The organism is Pseudomonas sp. PDM03, from assembly GCF_014852385.1.
In the GTDB taxonomy this organism is placed as follows: Bacteria; Pseudomonadota; Gammaproteobacteria; order Pseudomonadales; family Pseudomonadaceae; genus Aquipseudomonas; species Aquipseudomonas migulae.
The window spans coordinates 38,325-57,899 of the sequence record NZ_JACVBM010000031.1 but is presented as its reverse complement, the minus strand read 5'-3'; the positions used below and the strand labels follow the sequence as shown (position 1 = coordinate 57,899).

Here is a 19,575-nt window from a genome sequence, read left to right as displayed (position 1 = left end):
ATCCCGAACTCAGCAGTGAAACGATGCATCGCCGATGGTAGTGTGGGGTTTCCCCATGTGAGAGTAGGTCATCGTCAAGATTAAATTCCGAAACCCCAATTGCGAAAGCAGTTGGGGTTTTGTTTTGTCCGCAAGAAAATCTGCCCAGTACGGTTTCTATGCAACGGCTCAAGGCATGGCTATCATGCGGGCCTCATTGTGAGGCGGGACTTGCATGCTGACGTTGTTAAAGCTTCTTAAGGATGGCCGATTCCATTCAGGCCAGGCCCTGGGCACCGCTTTAGGTGTCAGTCGGAGTGCTGTGTGGAAGCAGCTTCAGCTTCTCGAGGCTGAGCTTGGCTTGTCCATCCACAAGGTGCGGGGGCGTGGTTATCAATTGGCCTCGCCGTTGACACTGCTCGACTCTGTCGCAATTGCAGAGCAGGCGCCTTCTTGTAATTGGCCCATTCTGGTTTTCGATTCAATTGACTCCACTAACGCCGAGGCGCTGCGTGCAATAGAGCGCGGTCAGGTGGCGCCATTTCTTGTGCTTGCCGAGCGGCAGACGTCTGGCCGTGGGCGCCGCGGGCGTAAGTGGGCGAGTCCTTTTGCGGAAAATATCTATTACAGTCTGGTGCTTCGTATTGAAGGTGGCATGCGCCAGTTGGAAGGCTTGAGCCTTGTTGTTGGGCTTGCTGTCTTGCAAACCTTGCGAGCGCTGGGTGTATCAGATGCAGGTTTGAAATGGCCCAACGATGTTCTGGTTGGTCAAAAAAAGCTCGCGGGGATACTGCTTGAGTTGGTAGGCGACCCAGCTGATGTGTGCCATGTAGTTCTGGGTGTCGGGATCAATGTGAACATGCAGATGACCGGCGAGGTTGATCAGCAGTGGACGTCCTTGCGGCTTGAGTCAGGGCGGACATTCGATCGCAATCAATTGGTCGCGCAGTTGGGGCAGATGCTCCAGGTTTATTTGAGTCGACATCAAGTCGGCGGATTTTCCGCTATCCAGGCTGAGTGGGAGCAGAATCATCTGTGGCAGGGTCGGGCGGTGTCGTTGATCGCCGGAGTTAACCATATAGATGGCGAGGTACTGGGTATTGATAGTCAGGGTGCTCTGCGCTTGAAGGTGGGCGGTGTGGAAAAAGTCTTTAGTGGTGGTGAGCTCAGCTTGAGGTTGCGTGATGATTCTTGAGCTCGACTGCGGAAACAGTTTTATCAAGTGGCGAGTGCTTGAAGCTGATGCTCGCCAGACGGTTGGCGAGGGCGTCGTCGACTCCAATCCTGCATTGCTGGAGAGTTTGAGCGCGCTCAAGGGGCTCGCCCTCAAGTTTTGCCGATTGGTCAGTGTCCGAACGGCAGAAGAGACCGGTGCATTGATTACTCTGCTGACCGACACTTTTGGAGTGTCAGTAGTTTGCGCTGCGCCCGCTCGCGAAATGTCGGGTGTCCGCAATGGCTATGAAGAGTTTGAACGCCTGGGGCTCGACCGCTGGCTGGCGATGCTTGGGGGGTTCCAATTAGCGTCGGGTGCATGCCTGGTGCTTGATTTTGGTACTGCTGTCACTGCGGATTTCGTCGCCGGTGACGGAGAGCATCTCGGGGGGTTTATTTGTCCGGGAATGCCATTGATGCGAAATCAATTGCGCACCCATACCCGTAAAATTCGTTATGGGGATCTGGCGGCTGAGCGCGCCATGGAGAGTCTCGTTCCAGGTCGCACAACCGTCGAAGCGGTTGAGCGGGGGTGCTCGTTGATGCTTAGAGGCTTTGTTCTGACCCAGCTGGAGCTTGCGCGTAGCTACTGGGGGGCGGATTTCTCCGTGTTTCTGACCGGTGGGGATGCCGCGTTGGTTTCTGAGATTGTGCCAGAGGCTAGAGTGGTTCCGGACCTGGTATTTGTGGGTTTGGCTATGGCATGTCCTTTGTCCTGAGGTTCTTATGCGTTGGTTGTTTCTGCTGCTGCTTGTTCTGAATGTGTTCTATTACATCTGGCACCAACAAGAGGCTCCTCTGCGCGCGAAGGATGTCACTCCTCTCAGTTTGTATAGGGGAGGGCAGCAGGATATTCGCTTATTGAGCGAGGCGGCTGATCCGGTCCTTGATAAGGGGAAGGCTGCTCTGCCGGACAATAGTTGTTTGTACTTGGGTGGTTTTGTTCGTCAAGAAGCGGTTCAGGCAGTTGAACGGCGCTTGAATGGCATGGAAATCAAGTATCAGCTCCTGCCAAAGGATCATCTTGAATTCGCGGGTTATTGGGTTCGGATCGCCCCTGAAAGCCGGCGTTGGCTGGGTGAGGTTCAGCTGCAAAACCTTTCTAGAGAATTCAATGAGTTAAAACATAAAATAATGCCGTGCGAGGGGGTTGCACCGGCTGAATAGTTTGAATAGAATGGCGCCCGCTTCGCAGTGAACGCCTTTAACGGCAAACGCAGCGAAGCGATGTCAACGCACCTAACCTCAGGTTTTTAATGAGAAAATGCTTGACAGAAGGCTGGCATGATATAGAATGCCGGCTCGCTTAGGAGGGGTTCCCGAGCGGCCAAAGGGATCAGACTGTAAATCTGACGTCTACGACTTCGAAGGTTCGAATCCTTCCCCCTCCACCATTTTTAGCGAGAGCTGCAAGCCTCGCGGGTATAGTTTAGTGGTAGAACCTCAGCCTTCCAAGCTGATGATGCGGGTTCGATTCCCGCTACCCGCTCCAAGTTTGCAGGTCCTGCAAAGTGTTACGCTCTTGTAGCTCAGTTGGTAGAGCACACCCTTGGTAAGGGTGAGGTCAGCGGTTCAAATCCGCTCAAGAGCTCCATATAACAAGGCAGATATGAAAATATCTGCCTTTGTTTTAAGGGTTGCGATCAGGCCTTTTTGTTTTTTTGTTGGCTGGTTGCGCGGGTAGCTTTGGTCTTAAGGTCGAGGCTGTCGAGTAAGGTGTTGTAATGTCTTTTTCGGGTCGGCATAATGGTCGGCCTGATTTTGTTTTAGGTCAGTAGCTCAATTGGCAGAGCGACGGTCTCCAAAACCGTAGGTTGGGGGTTCGATTCCCTCCTGACCTGCCAGATTCACCTGGTGTGTCTGGCTTTCTTTTCACAGGATCTTCATAGATGACTCCTAAAGCTGAAGCTCAAGGCTCTCGCTTCGATCTGCTCAAGTGGCTAGTAGTAGTCGCTTTGGTGGTTGTTGGCGTTGTTGGTAATCAGTATTACTCTGCTTCGCCGATCCTGTACCGCGTACTTGCATTGCTTGTCATCGCTGCTGTGGCTGCCTTCGTAGGCCTGCAAACAGTCAAGGGCAAGTCTTTCTTTGTACTGGTTAAGGAAGCTCGCACCGAGATTCGTAAAGTCGTATGGCCAACTCGCCAAGAAACCACGCAGACCACGTTGATCGTTGTCGCTGTTGTGTTGGTTATGGCGTTGCTGTTGTGGGGGCTTGATTCCCTGCTCGGCTGGCTTGTTTCCTTGATTGTCGGCTAAGGGTGTCCCGTGGCTAAGCGTTGGTACGTTGTGCATGCTTACTCCGGTTACGAGAAGCATGTCATGCGCTCGTTAGTAGAGCGCGTAAAGCTGGCTGGCATGGAAGATGGCTTTGGCGAAATTCTGGTTCCCACTGAAGAAGTGGTTGAAATGCGTAATGGCCAGAAACGCAAAAGCGAGCGTAAGTTCTTCCCAGGTTATGTGCTGGTTCAGATGGATATGAACGAGGGTACTTGGCACTTGGTCAAGGATACTCCTCGGGTGATGGGTTTCATCGGCGGTACCGCTGATAAGCCTGCACCAATCACAGACAAAGAGGCAGAAGCGATTCTGCGTCGTGTCGCTGATGGTAGCGATAAGCCTAAGCCGAAGACGTTGTTCGAGCCTGGCGAGTCGGTGCGTGTCAACGACGGGCCGTTTGCCGACTTTACCGGCACGGTTGAAGAAGTTAACTACGAAAAGAGCCGGATCCAAGTGGCAGTGCTCATTTTCGGTCGCTCTACTCCGGTAGAGCTAGAGTTCAGCCAGGTCGAAAAAGTCTAGCTGAGCAAGCATCCCAACCCCGCAGCCCTAGGCTGTGGGGTTTTGTCGTCACTGGGATAAACGCGCAAGTAACCGGGGAGCCTTTCGAGGCGTTCGAACCCGTAATTGGAGTGCCTCATGGCCAAGAAGATTACCGCTTACATCAAGCTGCAAGTGAAGGCCGCTCAGGCTAACCCAAGCCCACCTGTTGGTCCTGCTCTGGGTCAGCACGGCGTGAACATCATGGAATTCTGCAAGGCTTTCAACGCCCGTACTCAGGGTATTGAGCCAGGTCTGCCGACTCCAGTGATCATCACTGTCTACAGCGACCGTAGCTTCACTTTCGAAACCAAATCCACCCCTGCTTCGGTTCTGCTGAAGAAGGCGGCTGGTCTGACTAGCGGTTCCGCTCGTCCGAACACCGTTAAGGTTGGCACCGTGACTCGTGCTCAGCTGGAAGAAATCGCGAAAGTTAAAAACGCGGATCTGACTGCAGCTGATATGGAAGCAGCCGTGCGTACCATCGCCGGTTCTGCTCGTAGCATGGGCCTTAACGTGGAGGGTGTGTAATGGCTAAGTTGACCAAGCGTCAAAAGGCTATCGCCGGCAAAATCGAAGCAGGCAAGTCCTACAACTTTGTAGACGCTGCTGCTCTGCTGGCTGAGCTGTCGACTGTCAAGTTCAGCGAGTCGTTCGACGTTGCTGTGAACCTGGGTGTTGACCCGCGTAAATCCGACCAGGTCGTTCGTAGCGCTACTGTGCTGCCGCACGGCACTGGCAAGACTGTTCGCGTTGCTGTGTTCACCCAGGGTCCAGCTGCTGAGGCCGCTCTGGCTGCCGGCGCTGACCGTGTAGGTATGGACGACCTGGCTGCCGAAATGAAAGGCGGCGACCTGAACTATGACGTAGTTATTGCATCCCCGGATGCAATGCGCGTTGTAGGTCAGTTGGGTCAGATCCTCGGTCCACGTGGTCTGATGCCTAACCCTAAAGTCGGCACCGTAACTCCAGACGTAGCTACCGCGGTTAAAAACGCCAAGGCTGGTCAGGTTCGTTATCGCACCGACAAAAACGGCATCATTCACACTTCCGTTGGCAAGATCGGCTTCGACGCCGTCAAGCTGAAGGAAAACGTTGAAGCCCTGATCGCTGATCTGAAGCGTATCAAGCCAGCTTCCTCGAAAGGCATTTACGTCAAGCGCGTTACCCTGAGCACCACCATGGGCCCAGGTCTGGTCATCGACCAAAGCTCGCTCGACGCGTAAGACACAGGTTGGCGCAAGCGATTGCGCCAATTGAAAAATTGGGGTCCCTGCCTGGCGGGGGCTATCCAAGACCGTAGGCGACGCAAGTCTTAAACCTCAAGCCTACGCAGATGGTGCTCCCGGTTCCTTACCGAATCAGACACCAAAACGACATCCGGCTCCGGTTGGATGAAACGGTAACAAGCAGGAGTTAAACCCGTGGCAATTAAACTCGAAGACAAGAAGGCCATCGTCGCTGAAGTCAACGAGGCTGCCAAAGTCGCTCTGTCCGCTGTCGTGGCTGATGCCCGTGGCGTAACAGTAGGCGCAATGACCGGACTCCGTAAAGAGGCTCGTGAAGCTGGCGTTTACGTACGTGTTGTACGTAACACCCTGCTCAAGCGCGCCGTTGCCGACACTGAATACAGTGTTCTCAACGACGTGTTCACCGGCCCTACCTTGATTGCATTCTCCAAAGAACATCCGGGCGCTGCTGCTCGTATCTTCAAAGAGTTCGCAAAAGGTCAGGATAAGTTCGAGATCAAGGCAGCTGCGTTCGAGGGCAAGTTCCTCGCAGCTAATCAGATCGACGTACTGGCAACCCTGCCGACCCGTAACGAAGCTATTTCTCAGCTGATGAGCGTGATTCAAGGCGCTACCAGCAAGTTGGCTCGTACTCTGGCGGCAGTTCGCGACCAAAAAGAAGCTGCCGCAGCCTAAGGCTCGTCTCCTTCTCGCGTTTTTTGTTTATTTCGATGGTCGCGTAGGCCGTCCCCAATATCAGGAATTAGATTCATGTCTATCTCTCAGAACGATATCCTTGAAGCAGTTGGCAACATGTCCGTAATGGAAGTTGTTGAGCTGATCAAAGCTTTCGAAGAAAAATTCGGCGTTACCGCTGCTGCTGCATCGGCTGGTCCAGCTGCTGCTGCCGCTGTTGTTGAAGAGCAAACTGAATTCAACGTCATGCTGACCGAAGCTGGCGAGAAGAAAGTTAACGTGATCAAGGCTGTACGTGAACTGACCGGTCTGGGCCTGAAAGAAGCCAAGGCTGTAGTTGACGGCGCTCCTGCCATGGTTCTGGAAGCTGTTGCCAAAGACGCAGCTGACAAAGCCAAAGCAGTACTGGAAGAAGCAGGCGCTAAAGTCGAGCTGAAGTAAGCATCGACTTTGCTCCTCCAGCCCGAGCGTTAAGCGAAAGGCTGATGGCTGGTGGCTCTTGCCACCGGCCTTTTTCCGTTATTGGCAGCCGACTGGGTCGGTGCTGATAACGAGTTGTAACCACCCGATGCGGTGGCGCAAACCATGGGGTTTGCACGATTTTCTGGCTGCTCCCGTCGGGAGGGGCCAAACAAGCAGGTGACCAAGCTGGGGAACGCTGATGGCTTACTCATATACTGAGAAAAAACGTATCCGCAAGGACTTTAGCAAGTTGCCGGACGTCATGGATGTGCCGTACCTCCTGGCCATCCAGCTGGATTCGTATCGTGAATTCTTGCAAGCGGGAGCGACTAAAGATCAGTTCCGCGACGTGGGCCTGCATGCGGCCTTCAAATCCGTTTTCCCGATCATCAGCTACTCCGGCAATGCTGCGCTGGAGTACGTCGGTTATCGCCTGGGCGAACCGGCATTTGATGTCAAAGAATGCGTATTGCGCGGTGTAACTTACGCCGTACCTTTGCGGGTAAAAGTGCGCCTGATCATTTTCGACAAAGAATCGTCGAACAAAGCGATCAAGGACATCAAAGAGCAAGAAGTCTACATGGGTGAAATCCCCCTGATGACTGAGAACGGTACCTTCGTAATCAACGGTACCGAGCGTGTAATCGTTTCCCAGCTGCACCGTTCCCCGGGCGTGTTCTTCGACCACGACCGTGGCAAGACGCACAGCTCCGGCAAACTGCTGTACTCCGCGCGCATCATTCCTTACCGCGGTTCGTGGTTGGACTTCGAGTTCGACCCGAAAGACTGCGTGTTCGTGCGTATCGACCGTCGTCGCAAGCTGCCTGCATCGGTACTGCTGCGCGCGCTCGGCTATACCACTGAAGAAGTGCTCGACGCGTTCTACACCACCAACGTCTTCCACGTGCAAGGTGAAAACCTCAGCCTGGAACTGGTGCCTCAGCGCCTGCGTGGTGAAATTGCTGTCCTGGATATCCTGGATGACAAAGGCAAGGTTATTGTCGAGCAAGGTCGTCGTATCACCGCTCGCCACATCAACCAGCTGGAAAAAGCCGGGATCAAAGAGCTGCAAGTGCCTCTGGACTACGTCCTGGGTCGCACTACCGCCAAGGTCATCGTGCATCCGGCAACCGGCGAAATCCTGGCAGAGTGCAACACCGAACTGAACACCGAGATCCTGGCGAAAATCGCCAAGGCTCAGGTTGTCCGCATCGAAACTCTGTACACCAACGATATCGACTGCGGTCCGTTCGTCTCCGACACCCTGAAGATCGACTCCACCAGCAACCAATTGGAAGCGCTGGTCGAGATCTATCGCATGATGCGTCCAGGCGAGCCGCCAACCAAAGACGCTGCCGAGACTCTGTTCAACAACCTGTTCTTCAGCCCTGAGCGCTATGACCTGTCTGCGGTCGGCCGGATGAAGTTCAACCGTCGTATCGGTCGTACCGAAATCGAAGGTTCGGGCGTGTTGTGCAAAGAAGACATCGTCGCGGTTCTGAAGACTCTGGTCGACATCCGTAACGGTAAAGGCATCGTCGATGACATCGACCACCTGGGTAACCGTCGTGTTCGCTGCGTAGGCGAAATGGCCGAGAACCAGTTCCGCGTTGGCCTGGTACGTGTTGAGCGTGCGGTCAAAGAGCGTCTGTCGATGGCTGAAAGCGAAGGCCTGATGCCGCAAGACCTGATCAACGCCAAGCCAGTGGCTGCGGCGGTGAAAGAGTTCTTCGGTTCCAGCCAGCTGTCCCAGTTCATGGACCAGAACAACCCACTGTCCGAGATCACCCACAAGCGTCGTGTGTCTGCACTCGGCCCTGGCGGTTTGACTCGTGAGCGTGCCGGCTTTGAAGTTCGTGACGTACACCCGACTCACTACGGTCGTGTATGCCCGATCGAAACGCCGGAAGGTCCGAACATCGGTCTGATCAACTCCCTGGCCGCCTATGCGCGCACCAACCAGTACGGCTTCCTCGAAAGCCCGTACCGTGTGGTGAAAGACGCTCTGGTCACCGACGAGATCGTTTTCCTGTCCGCCATCGAAGAAGCTGATCATGTGATCGCGCAGGCTTCGGCCACGATGAACGACAAGAAAGTCCTGATCGACGAGCTGGTAGCTGTTCGTCACTTGAACGAGTTCACCGTCAAGGCGCCGGAAGACGTCACCTTGATGGACGTATCGCCGAAGCAGGTAGTTTCGGTTGCAGCGTCGCTGATCCCGTTCCTCGAGCACGACGACGCCAACCGTGCGTTGATGGGTTCGAACATGCAGCGTCAAGCTGTACCAACCCTGCGCGCTGACAAGCCGCTGGTCGGTACCGGCATGGAGCGTAACGTAGCTCGTGACTCCGGCGTTTGCGTCGTGGCTCGTCGTGGCGGTGTTATCGATTCCGTGGACGCCAGCCGTATCGTGGTTCGTGTTGCTGATGACGAAGTTGAAACCGGCGAAGCTGGTGTAGACATCTACAACCTGACCAAATACACCCGCTCTAACCAGAACACCTGCATCAACCAGCGTCCGCTGGTGCGTAAAGGTGATCGGGTCCAGCGCAGCGACATCATGGCCGACGGTCCGTCCACCGACATGGGTGAGCTGGCTCTGGGTCAGAACATGCGCATCGCGTTCATGGCATGGAACGGCTTCAACTTCGAAGACTCCATCTGCCTGTCCGAGCGTGTTGTTCAGGAAGATCGCTTCACCACGATCCACATTCAGGAACTGACCTGTGTGGCACGTGACACCAAGCTTGGGCCTGAGGAAATCACTGCGGACATCCCTAACGTGGGTGAAGCTGCACTGAACAAACTGGACGAAGCCGGTATCGTTTACGTAGGTGCTGAAGTTGGCGCAGGCGACATTCTGGTCGGTAAGGTCACTCCGAAAGGCGAGACTCAACTGACTCCGGAAGAGAAGCTGCTGCGTGCCATCTTCGGTGAAAAAGCCAGCGACGTTAAAGACACCTCCCTGCGTGTACCTACCGGTACCAAGGGTACTGTCATCGACGTACAGGTCTTCACCCGCGACGGCGTTGAGCGTGATGCTCGTGCACTGTCGATCGAGAAGACTCAGCTCGACGAGATCCGCAAGGATCTGAACGAAGAGTTCCGTATCGTTGAAGGTGCCACTTTCGAACGTCTGCGTTCCGCTCTGGTCGGCCATAAAGCCGAAGGCGGCGCCGGTCTGAAGAAAGGTCAGGACATCACCGACGAAGTTCTCGACGGTCTTGAGCATGGTCAGTGGTTCAAACTGCGCATGGCTGAAGATGCTCTGAACGAGCAGCTCGAGAAGGCTCAAGCCTACATCGTTGATCGCCGCCGTCTGCTGGACGACAAGTTCGAAGACAAGAAGCGCAAACTGCAGCAGGGCGATGACCTGGCTCCAGGCGTGCTGAAAATCGTCAAGGTTTACCTGGCAATCCGTCGCCGCATCCAGCCGGGCGACAAGATGGCCGGTCGTCACGGTAACAAAGGTGTGGTCTCCGTGATCATGCCGGTTGAAGACATGCCGCACGATGCCAATGGCACCCCGGTCGACGTCGTCCTCAACCCGTTGGGCGTACCTTCGCGTATGAACGTTGGTCAGATCCTTGAAACCCACCTGGGCCTCGCGGCCAAAGGTCTGGGCGAGAAGATCAACCGGATGATCGAAGAGCAGCGCAAAGTCGCCGAGCTTCGCAAGTTCCTGCACGAAATCTACAACGAGATCGGCGGTCGTAACGAAGATCTGGATAGCTTCTCCGATCAGGAAATCCTGGATCTGGCGAAGAACCTGCGTGGCGGCGTTCCAATGGCCACTCCAGTGTTCGACGGCGCCAAGGAAAGCGAAATCAAGGCCATGCTGAAACTGGCAGACCTGCCAGAAAGCGGCCAGATGCAGCTGACCGACGGCCGTACCGGCAACAAGTTCGAGCGCCCGGTTACTGTTGGCTACATGTACATGCTGAAGCTGAACCACTTGGTAGACGACAAGATGCACGCTCGTTCTACCGGTTCGTACAGCCTGGTTACCCAGCAGCCGCTGGGTGGTAAGGCACAGTTCGGTGGTCAGCGTTTCGGGGAGATGGAGGTCTGGGCACTGGAAGCATACGGTGCCGCTTACACTCTGCAAGAAATGCTCACAGTGAAGTCGGACGATGTGAACGGCCGTACCAAGATGTACAAAAACATCGTGGATGGCGATCACCGTATGGAGCCGGGCATGCCCGAGTCCTTCAACGTGTTGATCAAGGAAATTCGTTCCCTCGGCATCGATATCGATCTGGAAACCGAATAACACGTGACGCGAATCGAGAGCGGGGCAGGATTGCCCGCTCTCTGCTCCGCCAGGAGGAAAGGCCTTGAAAGACCTACTGAATTTGCTGAAAAACCAGGGTCAAGTCGAAGAGTTCGACGCCATCCGTATTGGATTGGCATCGCCTGAGATGATCCGTTCGTGGTCGTTCGGTGAAGTTAAAAAGCCGGAAACCATCAACTACCGTACGTTCAAACCTGAGCGTGACGGCCTGTTCTGCGCCAAGATCTTTGGCCCGGTAAAGGATTACGAGTGCCTGTGCGGTAAGTACAAGCGCTTGAAGCACCGTGGTGTGATCTGCGAGAAGTGCGGCGTTGAAGTCGCGCTGGCTAAAGTTCGTCGTGAGCGCATGGCGCACATCGAACTGGCCTCGCCAGTTGCCCACATCTGGTTCCTGAAATCGCTGCCGTCGCGTATCGGCTTGCTGATGGACATGACCCTGCGTGATATCGAACGCGTTCTCTATTTCGAGAGCTATGTCGTTATCGATCCAGGCATGACCACCCTTGAAAAAGGTCAGCTGCTGAACGATGAGCAGTACTTCGAAGCGCTGGAAGAGTTCGGCGACGATTTCGATGCCCGCATGGGTGCCGAAGCTGTCCGCGAACTGCTGCACGCTATCGACCTGGAACACGAGATTGGCCGTCTGCGTGAAGAAATTCCGCAAACCAACTCCGAAACCAAAATCAAGAAGCTGTCCAAGCGTCTGAAGTTGATGGAAGCCTTCCAGGGTTCCGGCAACCTTCCAGAATGGATGGTGCTGACCGTTCTGCCGGTTCTGCCGCCAGATCTGCGTCCACTGGTCCCGCTGGATGGCGGTCGCTTCGCGACTTCCGACCTCAACGATCTGTATCGTCGAGTGATCAACCGTAACAACCGCTTGAAGCGCCTGCTCGATCTGTCCGCTCCGGACATCATCGTGCGCAACGAAAAGCGTATGTTGCAGGAAGCCGTCGATGCACTGCTCGACAACGGTCGTCGTGGCCGTGCTATCACCGGTTCCAACAAGCGTCCTCTGAAATCCTTGGCTGACATGATCAAGGGTAAGCAAGGTCGTTTCCGTCAGAACTTGCTCGGTAAGCGTGTTGACTACTCCGGTCGTTCGGTAATTACCGTAGGTCCGACCCTGCGTCTGCACCAGTGCGGTCTGCCGAAGAAAATGGCTCTCGAGCTGTTCAAGCCGTTCATTTTCGGCAAGCTGGAAATGCGTGGTCTCGCTACCACCATCAAAGCTGCGAAGAAGATGGTTGAGCGCGAGCTGCCGGAAGTTTGGGACGTTCTCGCTGAAGTTATCCGCGAACACCCAGTGCTTCTCAACCGTGCACCGACCCTTCACCGTCTGGGTATCCAGGCGTTTGAACCAGTACTGATCGAAGGTAAGGCTATCCAGCTGCACCCTCTGGTCTGTGCTGCGTACAACGCCGACTTCGACGGCGACCAAATGGCCGTGCACGTACCGCTGACACTGGAAGCCCAGTTGGAAGCGCGTGCGTTGATGATGTCGACCAACAACATTCTGTCGCCAGCCAACGGTGAGCCAATCATCGTTCCGTCGCAGGACGTTGTATTGGGTCTGTACTACATGACTCGTGAAGCGATCAACGCCAAGGGCGAAGGTCGTGTGTTCGCGGATCTGCAGGAAGTTGACCGTGTGTTCCGTGCCGGCGAAGCCGCGCTGCACGCAAAAGTCAAAGTGCGGATCAACGAAACCGTCAACGACCGTGATGGCGGCAGCGTGACCAACACTCGTATCGTCGACACCACTGTCGGCCGTGCGCTGTTGTTCCAGGTTGTACCAAAAGGTCTGTCGTACGACGTCGTCAACCTGCCGATGAAGAAAAAGGCGATCTCCAAGCTGATCAACCAGTGCTACCGCGTGGTTGGTTTGAAAGAGACCGTGATCTTCGCTGACCAGTTGATGTACACCGGTTTTGCCTATTCGACTATTTCCGGCGTTTCCATCGGTGTTAACGACTTCGTTATCCCGGATGAAAAAGCCCGCATCATCGGTGCTGCTACCGACGAAGTGAAAGAGATCGAAAGTCAGTACGCCTCCGGCCTGGTAACCCAGGGCGAGAAGTACAACAAAGTGATCGACCTTTGGTCCAAGGCGAACGACGAAGTTTCCAAGGCGATGATGGCCAACCTCTCGAAAGAGAAAGTCATCGACCGTCATGGCGTCGAAGTCGACCAAGAGTCCTTCAACTCGATGTACATGATGGCCGACTCGGGCGCACGGGGTTCTGCTGCGCAGATCCGTCAGCTCGCCGGTATGCGTGGCCTGATGGCCAAGCCGGACGGTTCCATCATCGAAACGCCGATTACTGCGAACTTCCGTGAAGGTTTGAGCGTACTTCAGTACTTCATCTCGACTCACGGTGCTCGTAAAGGTTTGGCGGATACCGCGTTGAAAACTGCGAACTCCGGTTACCTGACTCGTCGTCTGGTAGACGTGGCGCAGGATCTGGTTGTGACCGAGATCGATTGCGGCACCGAACATGGCCTGGTAATGACTCCGCACATTGAAGGCGGTGACGTTGTTGAGCCGTTGGGTGAGCGCGTATTGGGTCGTGTCATTGCCCGTGACGTATTCAAGCCAGGTACCGAGGAAGTTATCGTTCCTGCCGGCACTCTGGTAGACGAGAAGTGGGTCGAGTTCATCGAGCTGAACAGCATCGACGAAGTGATCGTGCGTTCGCCGATCAGCTGCGAAACCCGCTACGGCATTTGCGCCAAGTGCTACGGCCGTGACTTGGCTCGTGGTCACCAGGTGAACATCGGTGAAGCGGTCGGCGTTATCGCTGCCCAGTCCATCGGTGAGCCGGGCACCCAGCTGACCATGCGTACGTTCCACATCGGTGGTGCGGCAAGCCGGACCTCCGCAGCTGACAGCGTTCAGGTGAAGAATGGCGGTACCGTCCGTCTGCACAACCTGAAGCACGTTGAGCGAGTGGATGGTTGCCTGGTTGCTGTGTCCCGTTCCGGTGAGCTGGCAATCGCTGATGACTTCGGTCGTGAGCGCGAGCGTTACAAGCTGCCGTACGGTGCTGTGATTTCGGTTAAAGAAGGTGACAAGGTCGACGCTGGCGCAATCGTGGCCAAGTGGGATCCGCACACTCACCCAATCGTTACCGAAATGAAAGGTACCGTGACCTACGTGGGCATGGAAGAAGGCATCACGATCAAGCGTCAGACTGACGAATTGACCGGTATGACCAACATTGAAGTCCTCGACGCCAAAGACCGTCCAGCTGCCGGTAAAGATATCCGTCCTGCTGTGAAGATGGTTGATGACAACGGCAAGGATCTGTTGCTGCCAGGCACTGACGTTATCGCTCAGTACTTCCTGCCAGCCAACGCCCTGGTCGGTGTTGCGGACGGTGCGAAAATCGCGATCGGTGATGTTATCGCTCGTATTCCGCAAGAGACTTCGAAAACCCGTGACATCACCGGTGGTCTGCCGCGTGTTGCCGACTTGTTCGAAGCCCGTCGTCCGAAAGAAGCCTCGATTCTGGCTGAAGTCAGCGGCACCATCGCGTTCGGTAAAGAGACCAAAGGCAAGCGCCGTCTGGTCATCACTCCGAACGACGGTAGCGATCCGTACGAAGAGCTGATTCCGAAGTGGCGTCACCTGAACGTCTTCGAAGGCGAACAGGTAAACCGCGGCGAAGTTATCTCCGACGGCCCGAGCGATCCACACGACATCCTGCGTCTGCTGGGTGTAAGTGCGCTGGCCAAGTACATCGTGAACGAGATCCAGGACGTTTACCGCCTGCAAGGCGTGAAGATCAACGACAAGCACATCGAGACCATCCTGCGTCAGATGCTGCGTAAAGTTGAAATCGCTGAATCCGGCGATTCCAGTTTCATCAAGGGCGACCAGATGGAATTGACTCACGTACTGGTAGAGAACGAGCGCCTGGCGAACGACGAGAAATTCGTTTCCAAGTTCACTCGCGTGCTGCTGGGTATCACCAAGGCGTCGTTGTCCACCGAATCGTTCATCTCGGCGGCTTCCTTCCAGGAAACCACTCGCGTACTGACCGAAGCGGCGGTAACCGGCAAGCGCGATTACCTGCGCGGCCTGAAAGAAAACGTGGTCGTGGGTCGTCTGATCCCGGCTGGTACCGGTCTGGCTTATCACAGCGAGCGTAAACGCCGTCGTGATGCTGACAAACCGTTGCGCGTAAGCGCCAGTGAAGTGGAAGCTGCACTGACCGAAGCGCTGAACTCGAGCGGTAACTGAGTTCTGCGATAAATGAGCCAAGGCCCTGATCGTTCCGTTCATCGAATCAAGACATTTTGTCGAGGTTGGATAAGCGGGAAGGTTGGGGCCTTGTCTTGACTGGGGGCAAGATCCTCTTTAGACTCTTGTACCCCTAAATTTGGCGGGAATTCGTTCCTGCCATTTTGCTTTTCTTGCAAGACAATAGCGTCGCAAGACAACAGTGGAGCTAGTAGATGGCAACTATCAACCAGCTGGTACGTCAGCCGCGTAAGCGTATCGTCGAGAAATCCGACGTGCCTGCGCTGCAGAACTGCCCGCAACGTCGTGGCGTATGCACCCGTGTGTATACCACCACGCCGAAAAAACCTAACTCGGCACTGCGTAAAGTATGCCGTGTGCGTCTGACCAACGGTTTCGAGGTTTCCTCGTACATCGGCGGTGAAGGCCACAACCTGCAAGAGCACAGCGTGGTACTGATCCGCGGCGGTCGTGTAAAAGACTTGCCAGGTGTTCGTTACCACACCGTTCGCGGCTCTTTGGATACTTCCGGCGTTAAAGGTCGTAACCAAGGTCGTTCGAAGTACGGTACCAAGAAGCCTAAGTAGTAGTGGCTTTTTGTAAAAACTGAATCATCTATTTTTCTGAGTCGATAAGAGTAAGGTCGGAGGCGTCCCGAAAGGGCACCGATTCCGAGCGAACCTGAAGACCGTTTGAGGGCTTATCCATGCCAAGAAGACGCGTAGCAGCCAAGCGCGAAGTGCTTGACGATCCAAAATACGGAAGCCAAATCCTGGCCAAGTTCATGAACCACGTGATGGAAAGCGGCAAGAAAGCCGTTGCCGAGCGTATCGTTTATGGCGCGCTGGAGAAGGTTAAAGAACGCAAGAACAGCGACCCCCTGGAAATCTTCGAGAAAGCTCTCGACGCCATCGCTCCGCTGGTCGAAGTAAAGTCGCGCCGTGTAGGCGGTGCTACTTACCAGGTTCCGGTCGAAGTTCGTCCGTCCCGTCGTAACGCTCTGGCAATGCGCTGGTTGGTAGACTTCGCCCGTAAGCGCGGCGAGAAGTCTATGGCTCTGCGTTTGGCTGGCGAACTGTTGGACGCTGCTGAAGGCAAAGGTGCTGCAGTTAAGAAGCGTGAAGACGTGCACCGTATGGCTGAAGCCAACAAGGCTTTCTCGCACTACCGCTTCTAATTTTAGCGTCACTAATTTTGCGAGGGCTTTATGGCTCGTACTACACCGATTAATCGCTACCGTAACATTGGTATCGTTGCTCACGTGGATGCTGGTAAAACCACCACCACCGAGCGCGTCCTTTTTTACACTGGCAAAAGTCACAAAATGGGCGAGGTGCATGACGGCGCCGCGACCACAGACTGGATGGTGCAGGAGCAGGAGCGTGGTATTACCATTACTTCTGCTGCTATTACCGCCTTCTGGCAGGGTTCCGAGAAGCAGCACAAAGATCAGTATCGCTTCAACGTCATCGACACCCCGGGCCACGTTGACTTCACTATTGAAGTTGAGCGTTCCCTGCGTGTTCTCGACGGCGCGGTCGTTGTGTTCTGCGGTACCTCGGGTGTTGAGCCTCAGTCGGAAACCGTATGGCGTCAGGCCAACAAGTACGGCGTTCCACGTCTTGTTTACGTAAACAAGATGGACCGTGCTGGTGCAAACTTCCTGCGCGTGATCGGTCAGATCAAGCAGCGTCTGGGTCACACTCCGGTGCCAATCCAGTTGGCTATCGGTTCCGAAGACAACTTCCAGGGTCAGATCGATCTGATGTCCATGGAAGCTGTTTACTGGAATGACGCTGACAAAGGCATGACTCCACGTCGCGAGCCTATCCCTGCTGAATTGCAGGAATTGGCTGACGAGTGGCGCAGCAACATGATTGAAGCTGCGGCCGAAGCCAGCGAAGAGCTGATGAACAAGTACCTCGAAGGTGAAGAACTCACCAACGCGGAAATCAAGGCCGCTCTGCGTCAGCGTACTATTGCTGGCGAGATCGTTCTGGCTGTTTGCGGTTCTTCCTTCAAGAACAAGGGCGTTCCCCTGGTTCTCGACGCCGTTATCGACTACCTGCCTGCTCCTACCGACATTCCTGCCATCAAGGGTACTGACCCGGATGACGAGACCAAGGAAATGGAGCGTCACGCAGACGACAGCGAGCCGTTCTCGGCTCTGGCGTTCAAGATCGCTACCGACCCGTTCGTGGGTACCTTGACCTTTGTTCGAGTTTACTCGGGCGTGTTGGCCTCCGGCGACGGCGTGATCAACTCGGTTAAAGGCAAGAAAGAGCGTGTGGGTCGTATGGTGCAAATGCACGCAAACGCCCGCGAAGAGATCAAGGAAGTTCGCGCTGGTGACATCGCGGCCTTGATCGGCATGAAGGACGTCACCACTGGTGAGACTTTGTGCAACGCTGACAAGCCAATCATCCTGGTTCGCATGGACTTCCCGGAGCCGGTTATTTCGGTTGCCGTAGAGCCTAAGACCAAGGACGACCAGGAAAAAATGGGTATCGCTCTGGGCAAGCTTGCTCAGGAAGACCCGTCTTTCCGCGTCAAGACTGATGAAGAGACTGGTCAAACGATCATCTCCGGCATGGGCGAGTTGCACCTGGACATCCTGGTTGACCGGATGCGCCGTGAGTTCAACGTCGAAGCCAACATCGGTAAGCCTCAAGTTTCGTACCGTGAGCGCATCACGAAGAGCTGCGAAATTGAAGGCAAGTTCGTTCGTCAGTCCGGCGGTCGTGGCCAGTTCGGTCATTGCTGGATTCGTTTTGCTCCTGCTGACGAAGGTCAGGAAGGTCTGCAATTCCTGAACGAAGTAGTGGGTGGTGTGGTTCCTAAGGAATACATCCCGGCTATCCAGAAGGGTATCGAAGAGCAGATGAAGAACGGCGTTGTTGCCGGCTATCCGCTGATCGGCCTGAAGGCTACCGTGTTTGATGGTTCCTACCATGACGTCGACTCGAACGAGATGGCGTTTAAGGTGGCTGCTTCCATGGCGACCAAGCAACTGGCCCAGAAGGGCGGTGGTGAGTTGCTTGAGCCGATCATGGCTGTAGAGGTTGTTACACCTGAAGACTATATGGGTGACGTGATGGGCGACCTTAACCGTCGTCGCGGCATGATCCTGGGTATGGAAGATACGGTTTCCGGTAAAGTAATTCGTGCCGAGGTTCCGTTGGGTGAGATGTTCGGTTATGCGACCGACGTTCGTTCCATGTCCCAAGGTCGCGCAAGCTACTCTATGGAATTCAAAAAATACAATACAGCTCCGTCGCACATCGTCGAAACTGTAACCAAAAAACAAGGCTGATTCAGTCCTTTAGGCTAGGAGTTAATTGTCGTGGCTAAAGAAAAATTTGATCGTTCCCTTCCGCACGTCAACGTTGGCACCATCGGTCACGTTGACCATGGTAAAACCACTCTGACTGCTGCTCTGACTCGCGTCTGCTCCGAAGTTTTCGGTTCGGCTGTTGTTGCTTTCGACAAGATCGACAGCGCTCCAGAAGAAAAGGCTCGTGGTATCACCATCAACACCGCGCACGTTGAGTACAACTCGAAGATCCGTCACTACGCTCACGTTGACTGCCCAGGTCACGCTGACTATGTGAAGAACATGATCACCGGTGCTGCACAGATGGACGGCGCAATCCTGGTTTGCTCGGCCGCTGATGGTCCGATGCCACAAACCCGTGAGCACATCCTGCTGTCCCGTCAGGTAGGCGTTCCGTACATCGTGGTTTTCCTGAACAAGGCTGACCTGGTAGACGACGCTGAGCTGCTGGAACTGGTTGAGATGGAAGTGCGCGATCTGCTGAGCACCTACGACTTCCCGGGCGACGACACTCCGATCATCATCGGTTCTGCTCGTATGGCTCTTGAAGGTCTTGACGACAACGAAATGGGTACCACTGCTGTTAAGAAGCTGGTGGAAACTCTGGACAGCTACATCCCAGAGCCAGTTCGTCTGACCGACAAGCCGTTCCTGATGCCAATCGAAGACGTATTCTCGATCTCGGGTCGCGGTACTGTTGTGACTGGTCGTATCGAGCGCGGTATCGTTCGCGTTCAAGATCCGCTGGAAATCGTTGGTCTGCGTGACACCACCGTCACCACCTGCACCGGTGTTGAAATGTTCCGCAAACTGCTCGACGAAGGTCGTGCTGGCGAGAACTGCGGCGTTCTGCTGCGTGGTACCAAGCGTGACGACGTTGAGCGTGGCCAGGTTCTGGTTAAGCCAGGTTCGGTTAAGCCGCACACCAAGTTCACCGCAGAAGTTTACGTTCTGAGCAAGGAAGAAGGCGGTCGTCATACTCCGTTCTTCAAAGGCTACCGTCCACAGTTCTACTTCCGTACTACTGACGTGACTGGTAACTGCGAGCTGCCAGAAGGCGTTGAAATGGTAATGCCAGGTGACAACATTCAAATGACTGTTACCCTGATCAAAACCATCGCAATGGAAGACGGTCTGCGTTTCGCTATCCGTGAAGGCGGTCGTACCGTCGGCGCTGGCGTCGTAGCCAAAATCATCGAGTAAGCTCTTTTTGAGTAAGCTTTGATGAGTTGAAAAAGCCCCCGCTTAGCGGGGGCTTTTTTATTGGGTTGACACCTATCTGGGGCGTCTATAGAATTGCGCCT

At 54.9% G+C, this 19,575-nt stretch carries 15 protein-coding genes and 4 tRNA genes; all 19 read left to right on the top strand.

Annotation, left to right across the window (positions count from 1 at the left end; translation table 11 throughout):
- Positions 1-214 precede the first annotated feature (214 nt).
- The 19 genes from birA to tuf all read left to right on the top strand — a co-directional run bounded on the left by birA (position 215) and on the right by tuf (position 19,474).
- Positions 215-1,174, top strand: a complete 960-nt coding sequence (birA, locus tag IB254_RS28145; protein WP_192420661.1) for a bifunctional biotin--[acetyl-CoA-carboxylase] ligase/biotin operon repressor BirA — start codon at positions 215-217, stop codon at positions 1,172-1,174.
- Positions 1,164-1,913 carry a pantothenate kinase gene (locus IB254_RS28140; RefSeq protein WP_192420660.1) on the top strand — a complete coding sequence of 250 codons (750 nt, stop codon included), beginning with the start codon at positions 1,164-1,166 and terminating at the stop codon, positions 1,911-1,913. Before birA ends, IB254_RS28140 begins: the two co-directional genes overlap by 11 nt.
- Before the next feature lie 7 nt (positions 1,914-1,920).
- On the top strand, positions 1,921-2,361 hold the full coding sequence (locus IB254_RS28135; protein ID WP_008041291.1) for a hypothetical protein: 441 nt from the start codon (positions 1,921-1,923) through the stop codon (positions 2,359-2,361).
- A gap of 142 nt (positions 2,362-2,503) precedes the next feature.
- Positions 2,504-2,588: transfer RNA gene (locus IB254_RS28130), tRNA-Tyr, on the top strand.
- 24 nt (positions 2,589-2,612) lie between these two features.
- Positions 2,613-2,686: transfer RNA gene (locus IB254_RS28125), tRNA-Gly, on the top strand.
- A 26-nt stretch (positions 2,687-2,712) separates the two neighbouring features.
- A tRNA-Thr gene (locus tag IB254_RS28120) sits at positions 2,713-2,788 on the top strand.
- A gap of 174 nt (positions 2,789-2,962) precedes the next feature.
- Positions 2,963-3,038: transfer RNA gene (locus tag IB254_RS28115), tRNA-Trp, on the top strand.
- 45 nt (positions 3,039-3,083) lie between these two features.
- Entirely contained in the window at positions 3,084-3,452 is a 369-nt protein-coding gene (gene secE, locus IB254_RS28110; RefSeq protein WP_007896620.1) for a preprotein translocase subunit SecE, read from the top strand.
- Between the two features lie 9 nt (positions 3,453-3,461).
- The gene (nusG, locus tag IB254_RS28105; protein ID WP_007896622.1) at positions 3,462-3,995 is read left to right on the top strand and encodes a transcription termination/antitermination protein NusG; all 534 of its coding nucleotides are present in this window, start codon (positions 3,462-3,464) and stop codon (positions 3,993-3,995) included.
- A gap of 117 nt (positions 3,996-4,112) precedes the next feature.
- Positions 4,113-4,544, top strand: coding sequence for a 50S ribosomal protein L11 (rplK, locus tag IB254_RS28100; RefSeq protein ID WP_008030880.1), 432 nt, complete (start codon positions 4,113-4,115; stop codon positions 4,542-4,544).
- Positions 4,544-5,239 carry a 50S ribosomal protein L1 gene (gene rplA, locus IB254_RS28095; RefSeq protein ID WP_008041297.1) on the top strand — a complete coding sequence of 232 codons (696 nt, stop codon included), beginning with the start codon at positions 4,544-4,546 and terminating at the stop codon, positions 5,237-5,239. The genes rplK and rplA overlap by 1 nt, the downstream gene beginning before the upstream one ends.
- Positions 5,240-5,437: 198 nt before the next feature.
- Positions 5,438-5,938 (top strand): 50S ribosomal protein L10, encoded by a 501-nt coding sequence (gene rplJ, locus IB254_RS28090; RefSeq protein WP_008030884.1) that lies wholly within the window; start codon positions 5,438-5,440, stop codon positions 5,936-5,938.
- Between the two features lie 75 nt (positions 5,939-6,013).
- Positions 6,014-6,379: a 50S ribosomal protein L7/L12 gene (gene rplL / locus IB254_RS28085; RefSeq protein WP_008030886.1), complete on the top strand. Its 366-nt coding sequence runs from the start codon at positions 6,014-6,016 to the stop codon at positions 6,377-6,379.
- A 220-nt stretch (positions 6,380-6,599) separates the two neighbouring features.
- Positions 6,600-10,673: a DNA-directed RNA polymerase subunit beta gene (gene rpoB, locus IB254_RS28080; protein WP_008030889.1), complete on the top strand. Its 4,074-nt coding sequence runs from the start codon at positions 6,600-6,602 to the stop codon at positions 10,671-10,673.
- Between the two features lie 64 nt (positions 10,674-10,737).
- On the top strand, positions 10,738-14,937 hold the full coding sequence (gene rpoC, locus IB254_RS28075) for a DNA-directed RNA polymerase subunit beta' (protein WP_008030891.1): 4,200 nt from the start codon (positions 10,738-10,740) through the stop codon (positions 14,935-14,937).
- Positions 14,938-15,152: 215 nt separating this feature from the next.
- Positions 15,153-15,524 carry a 30S ribosomal protein S12 gene (rpsL, locus tag IB254_RS28070; RefSeq protein WP_002555494.1) on the top strand — a complete coding sequence of 124 codons (372 nt, stop codon included), beginning with the start codon at positions 15,153-15,155 and terminating at the stop codon, positions 15,522-15,524.
- 119 nt (positions 15,525-15,643) lie between these two features.
- Complete coding sequence (rpsG, locus tag IB254_RS28065) at positions 15,644-16,114, top strand: 30S ribosomal protein S7 (protein ID WP_002555493.1); 471 nt, start codon at positions 15,644-15,646, stop codon at positions 16,112-16,114.
- Positions 16,115-16,144: 30 nt separating this feature from the next.
- Entirely contained in the window at positions 16,145-18,250 is a 2,106-nt protein-coding gene (gene fusA, locus IB254_RS28060; protein ID WP_008030893.1) for an elongation factor G, read from the top strand.
- A gap of 30 nt (positions 18,251-18,280) precedes the next feature.
- Complete coding sequence (gene tuf, locus IB254_RS28055) at positions 18,281-19,474, top strand: elongation factor Tu (protein WP_150634595.1); 1,194 nt, start codon at positions 18,281-18,283, stop codon at positions 19,472-19,474.
- Positions 19,475-19,575 lie beyond the last annotated feature (101 nt).

Excerpts from the sequence above, each read along its gene's own strand:
- birA (WP_192420661.1), top strand. The coding sequence starts at position 215 with ATGCTGACGTTGTTAAAGCTTCTTAAGGATGGCCGATTCCATTCAGGC.
- rplA (WP_008041297.1), top strand. The coding sequence starts at position 4,544 with ATGGCTAAGTTGACCAAGCGTCAAAAGGCTATCGCCGGCAAAATCGAA.
- secE (WP_007896620.1), top strand. The coding sequence starts at position 3,084 with ATGACTCCTAAAGCTGAAGCTCAAGGCTCTCGCTTCGATCTGCTCAAG.
- IB254_RS28135 (WP_008041291.1), top strand. The coding sequence starts at position 1,921 with ATGCGTTGGTTGTTTCTGCTGCTGCTTGTTCTGAATGTGTTCTATTAC.
- rpsG (WP_002555493.1), top strand. The coding sequence starts at position 15,644 with ATGCCAAGAAGACGCGTAGCAGCCAAGCGCGAAGTGCTTGACGATCCA.
- fusA (WP_008030893.1), top strand. The coding sequence starts at position 16,145 with ATGGCTCGTACTACACCGATTAATCGCTACCGTAACATTGGTATCGTT.
- rpoB (WP_008030889.1), top strand. The coding sequence starts at position 6,600 with ATGGCTTACTCATATACTGAGAAAAAACGTATCCGCAAGGACTTTAGC.
- rpsL (WP_002555494.1), top strand. The coding sequence starts at position 15,153 with ATGGCAACTATCAACCAGCTGGTACGTCAGCCGCGTAAGCGTATCGTC.
- IB254_RS28140 (WP_192420660.1), top strand. The coding sequence starts at position 1,164 with ATGATTCTTGAGCTCGACTGCGGAAACAGTTTTATCAAGTGGCGAGTG.
- rplK (WP_008030880.1), top strand. The coding sequence starts at position 4,113 with ATGGCCAAGAAGATTACCGCTTACATCAAGCTGCAAGTGAAGGCCGCT.
- rplL (WP_008030886.1), top strand. The coding sequence starts at position 6,014 with ATGTCTATCTCTCAGAACGATATCCTTGAAGCAGTTGGCAACATGTCC.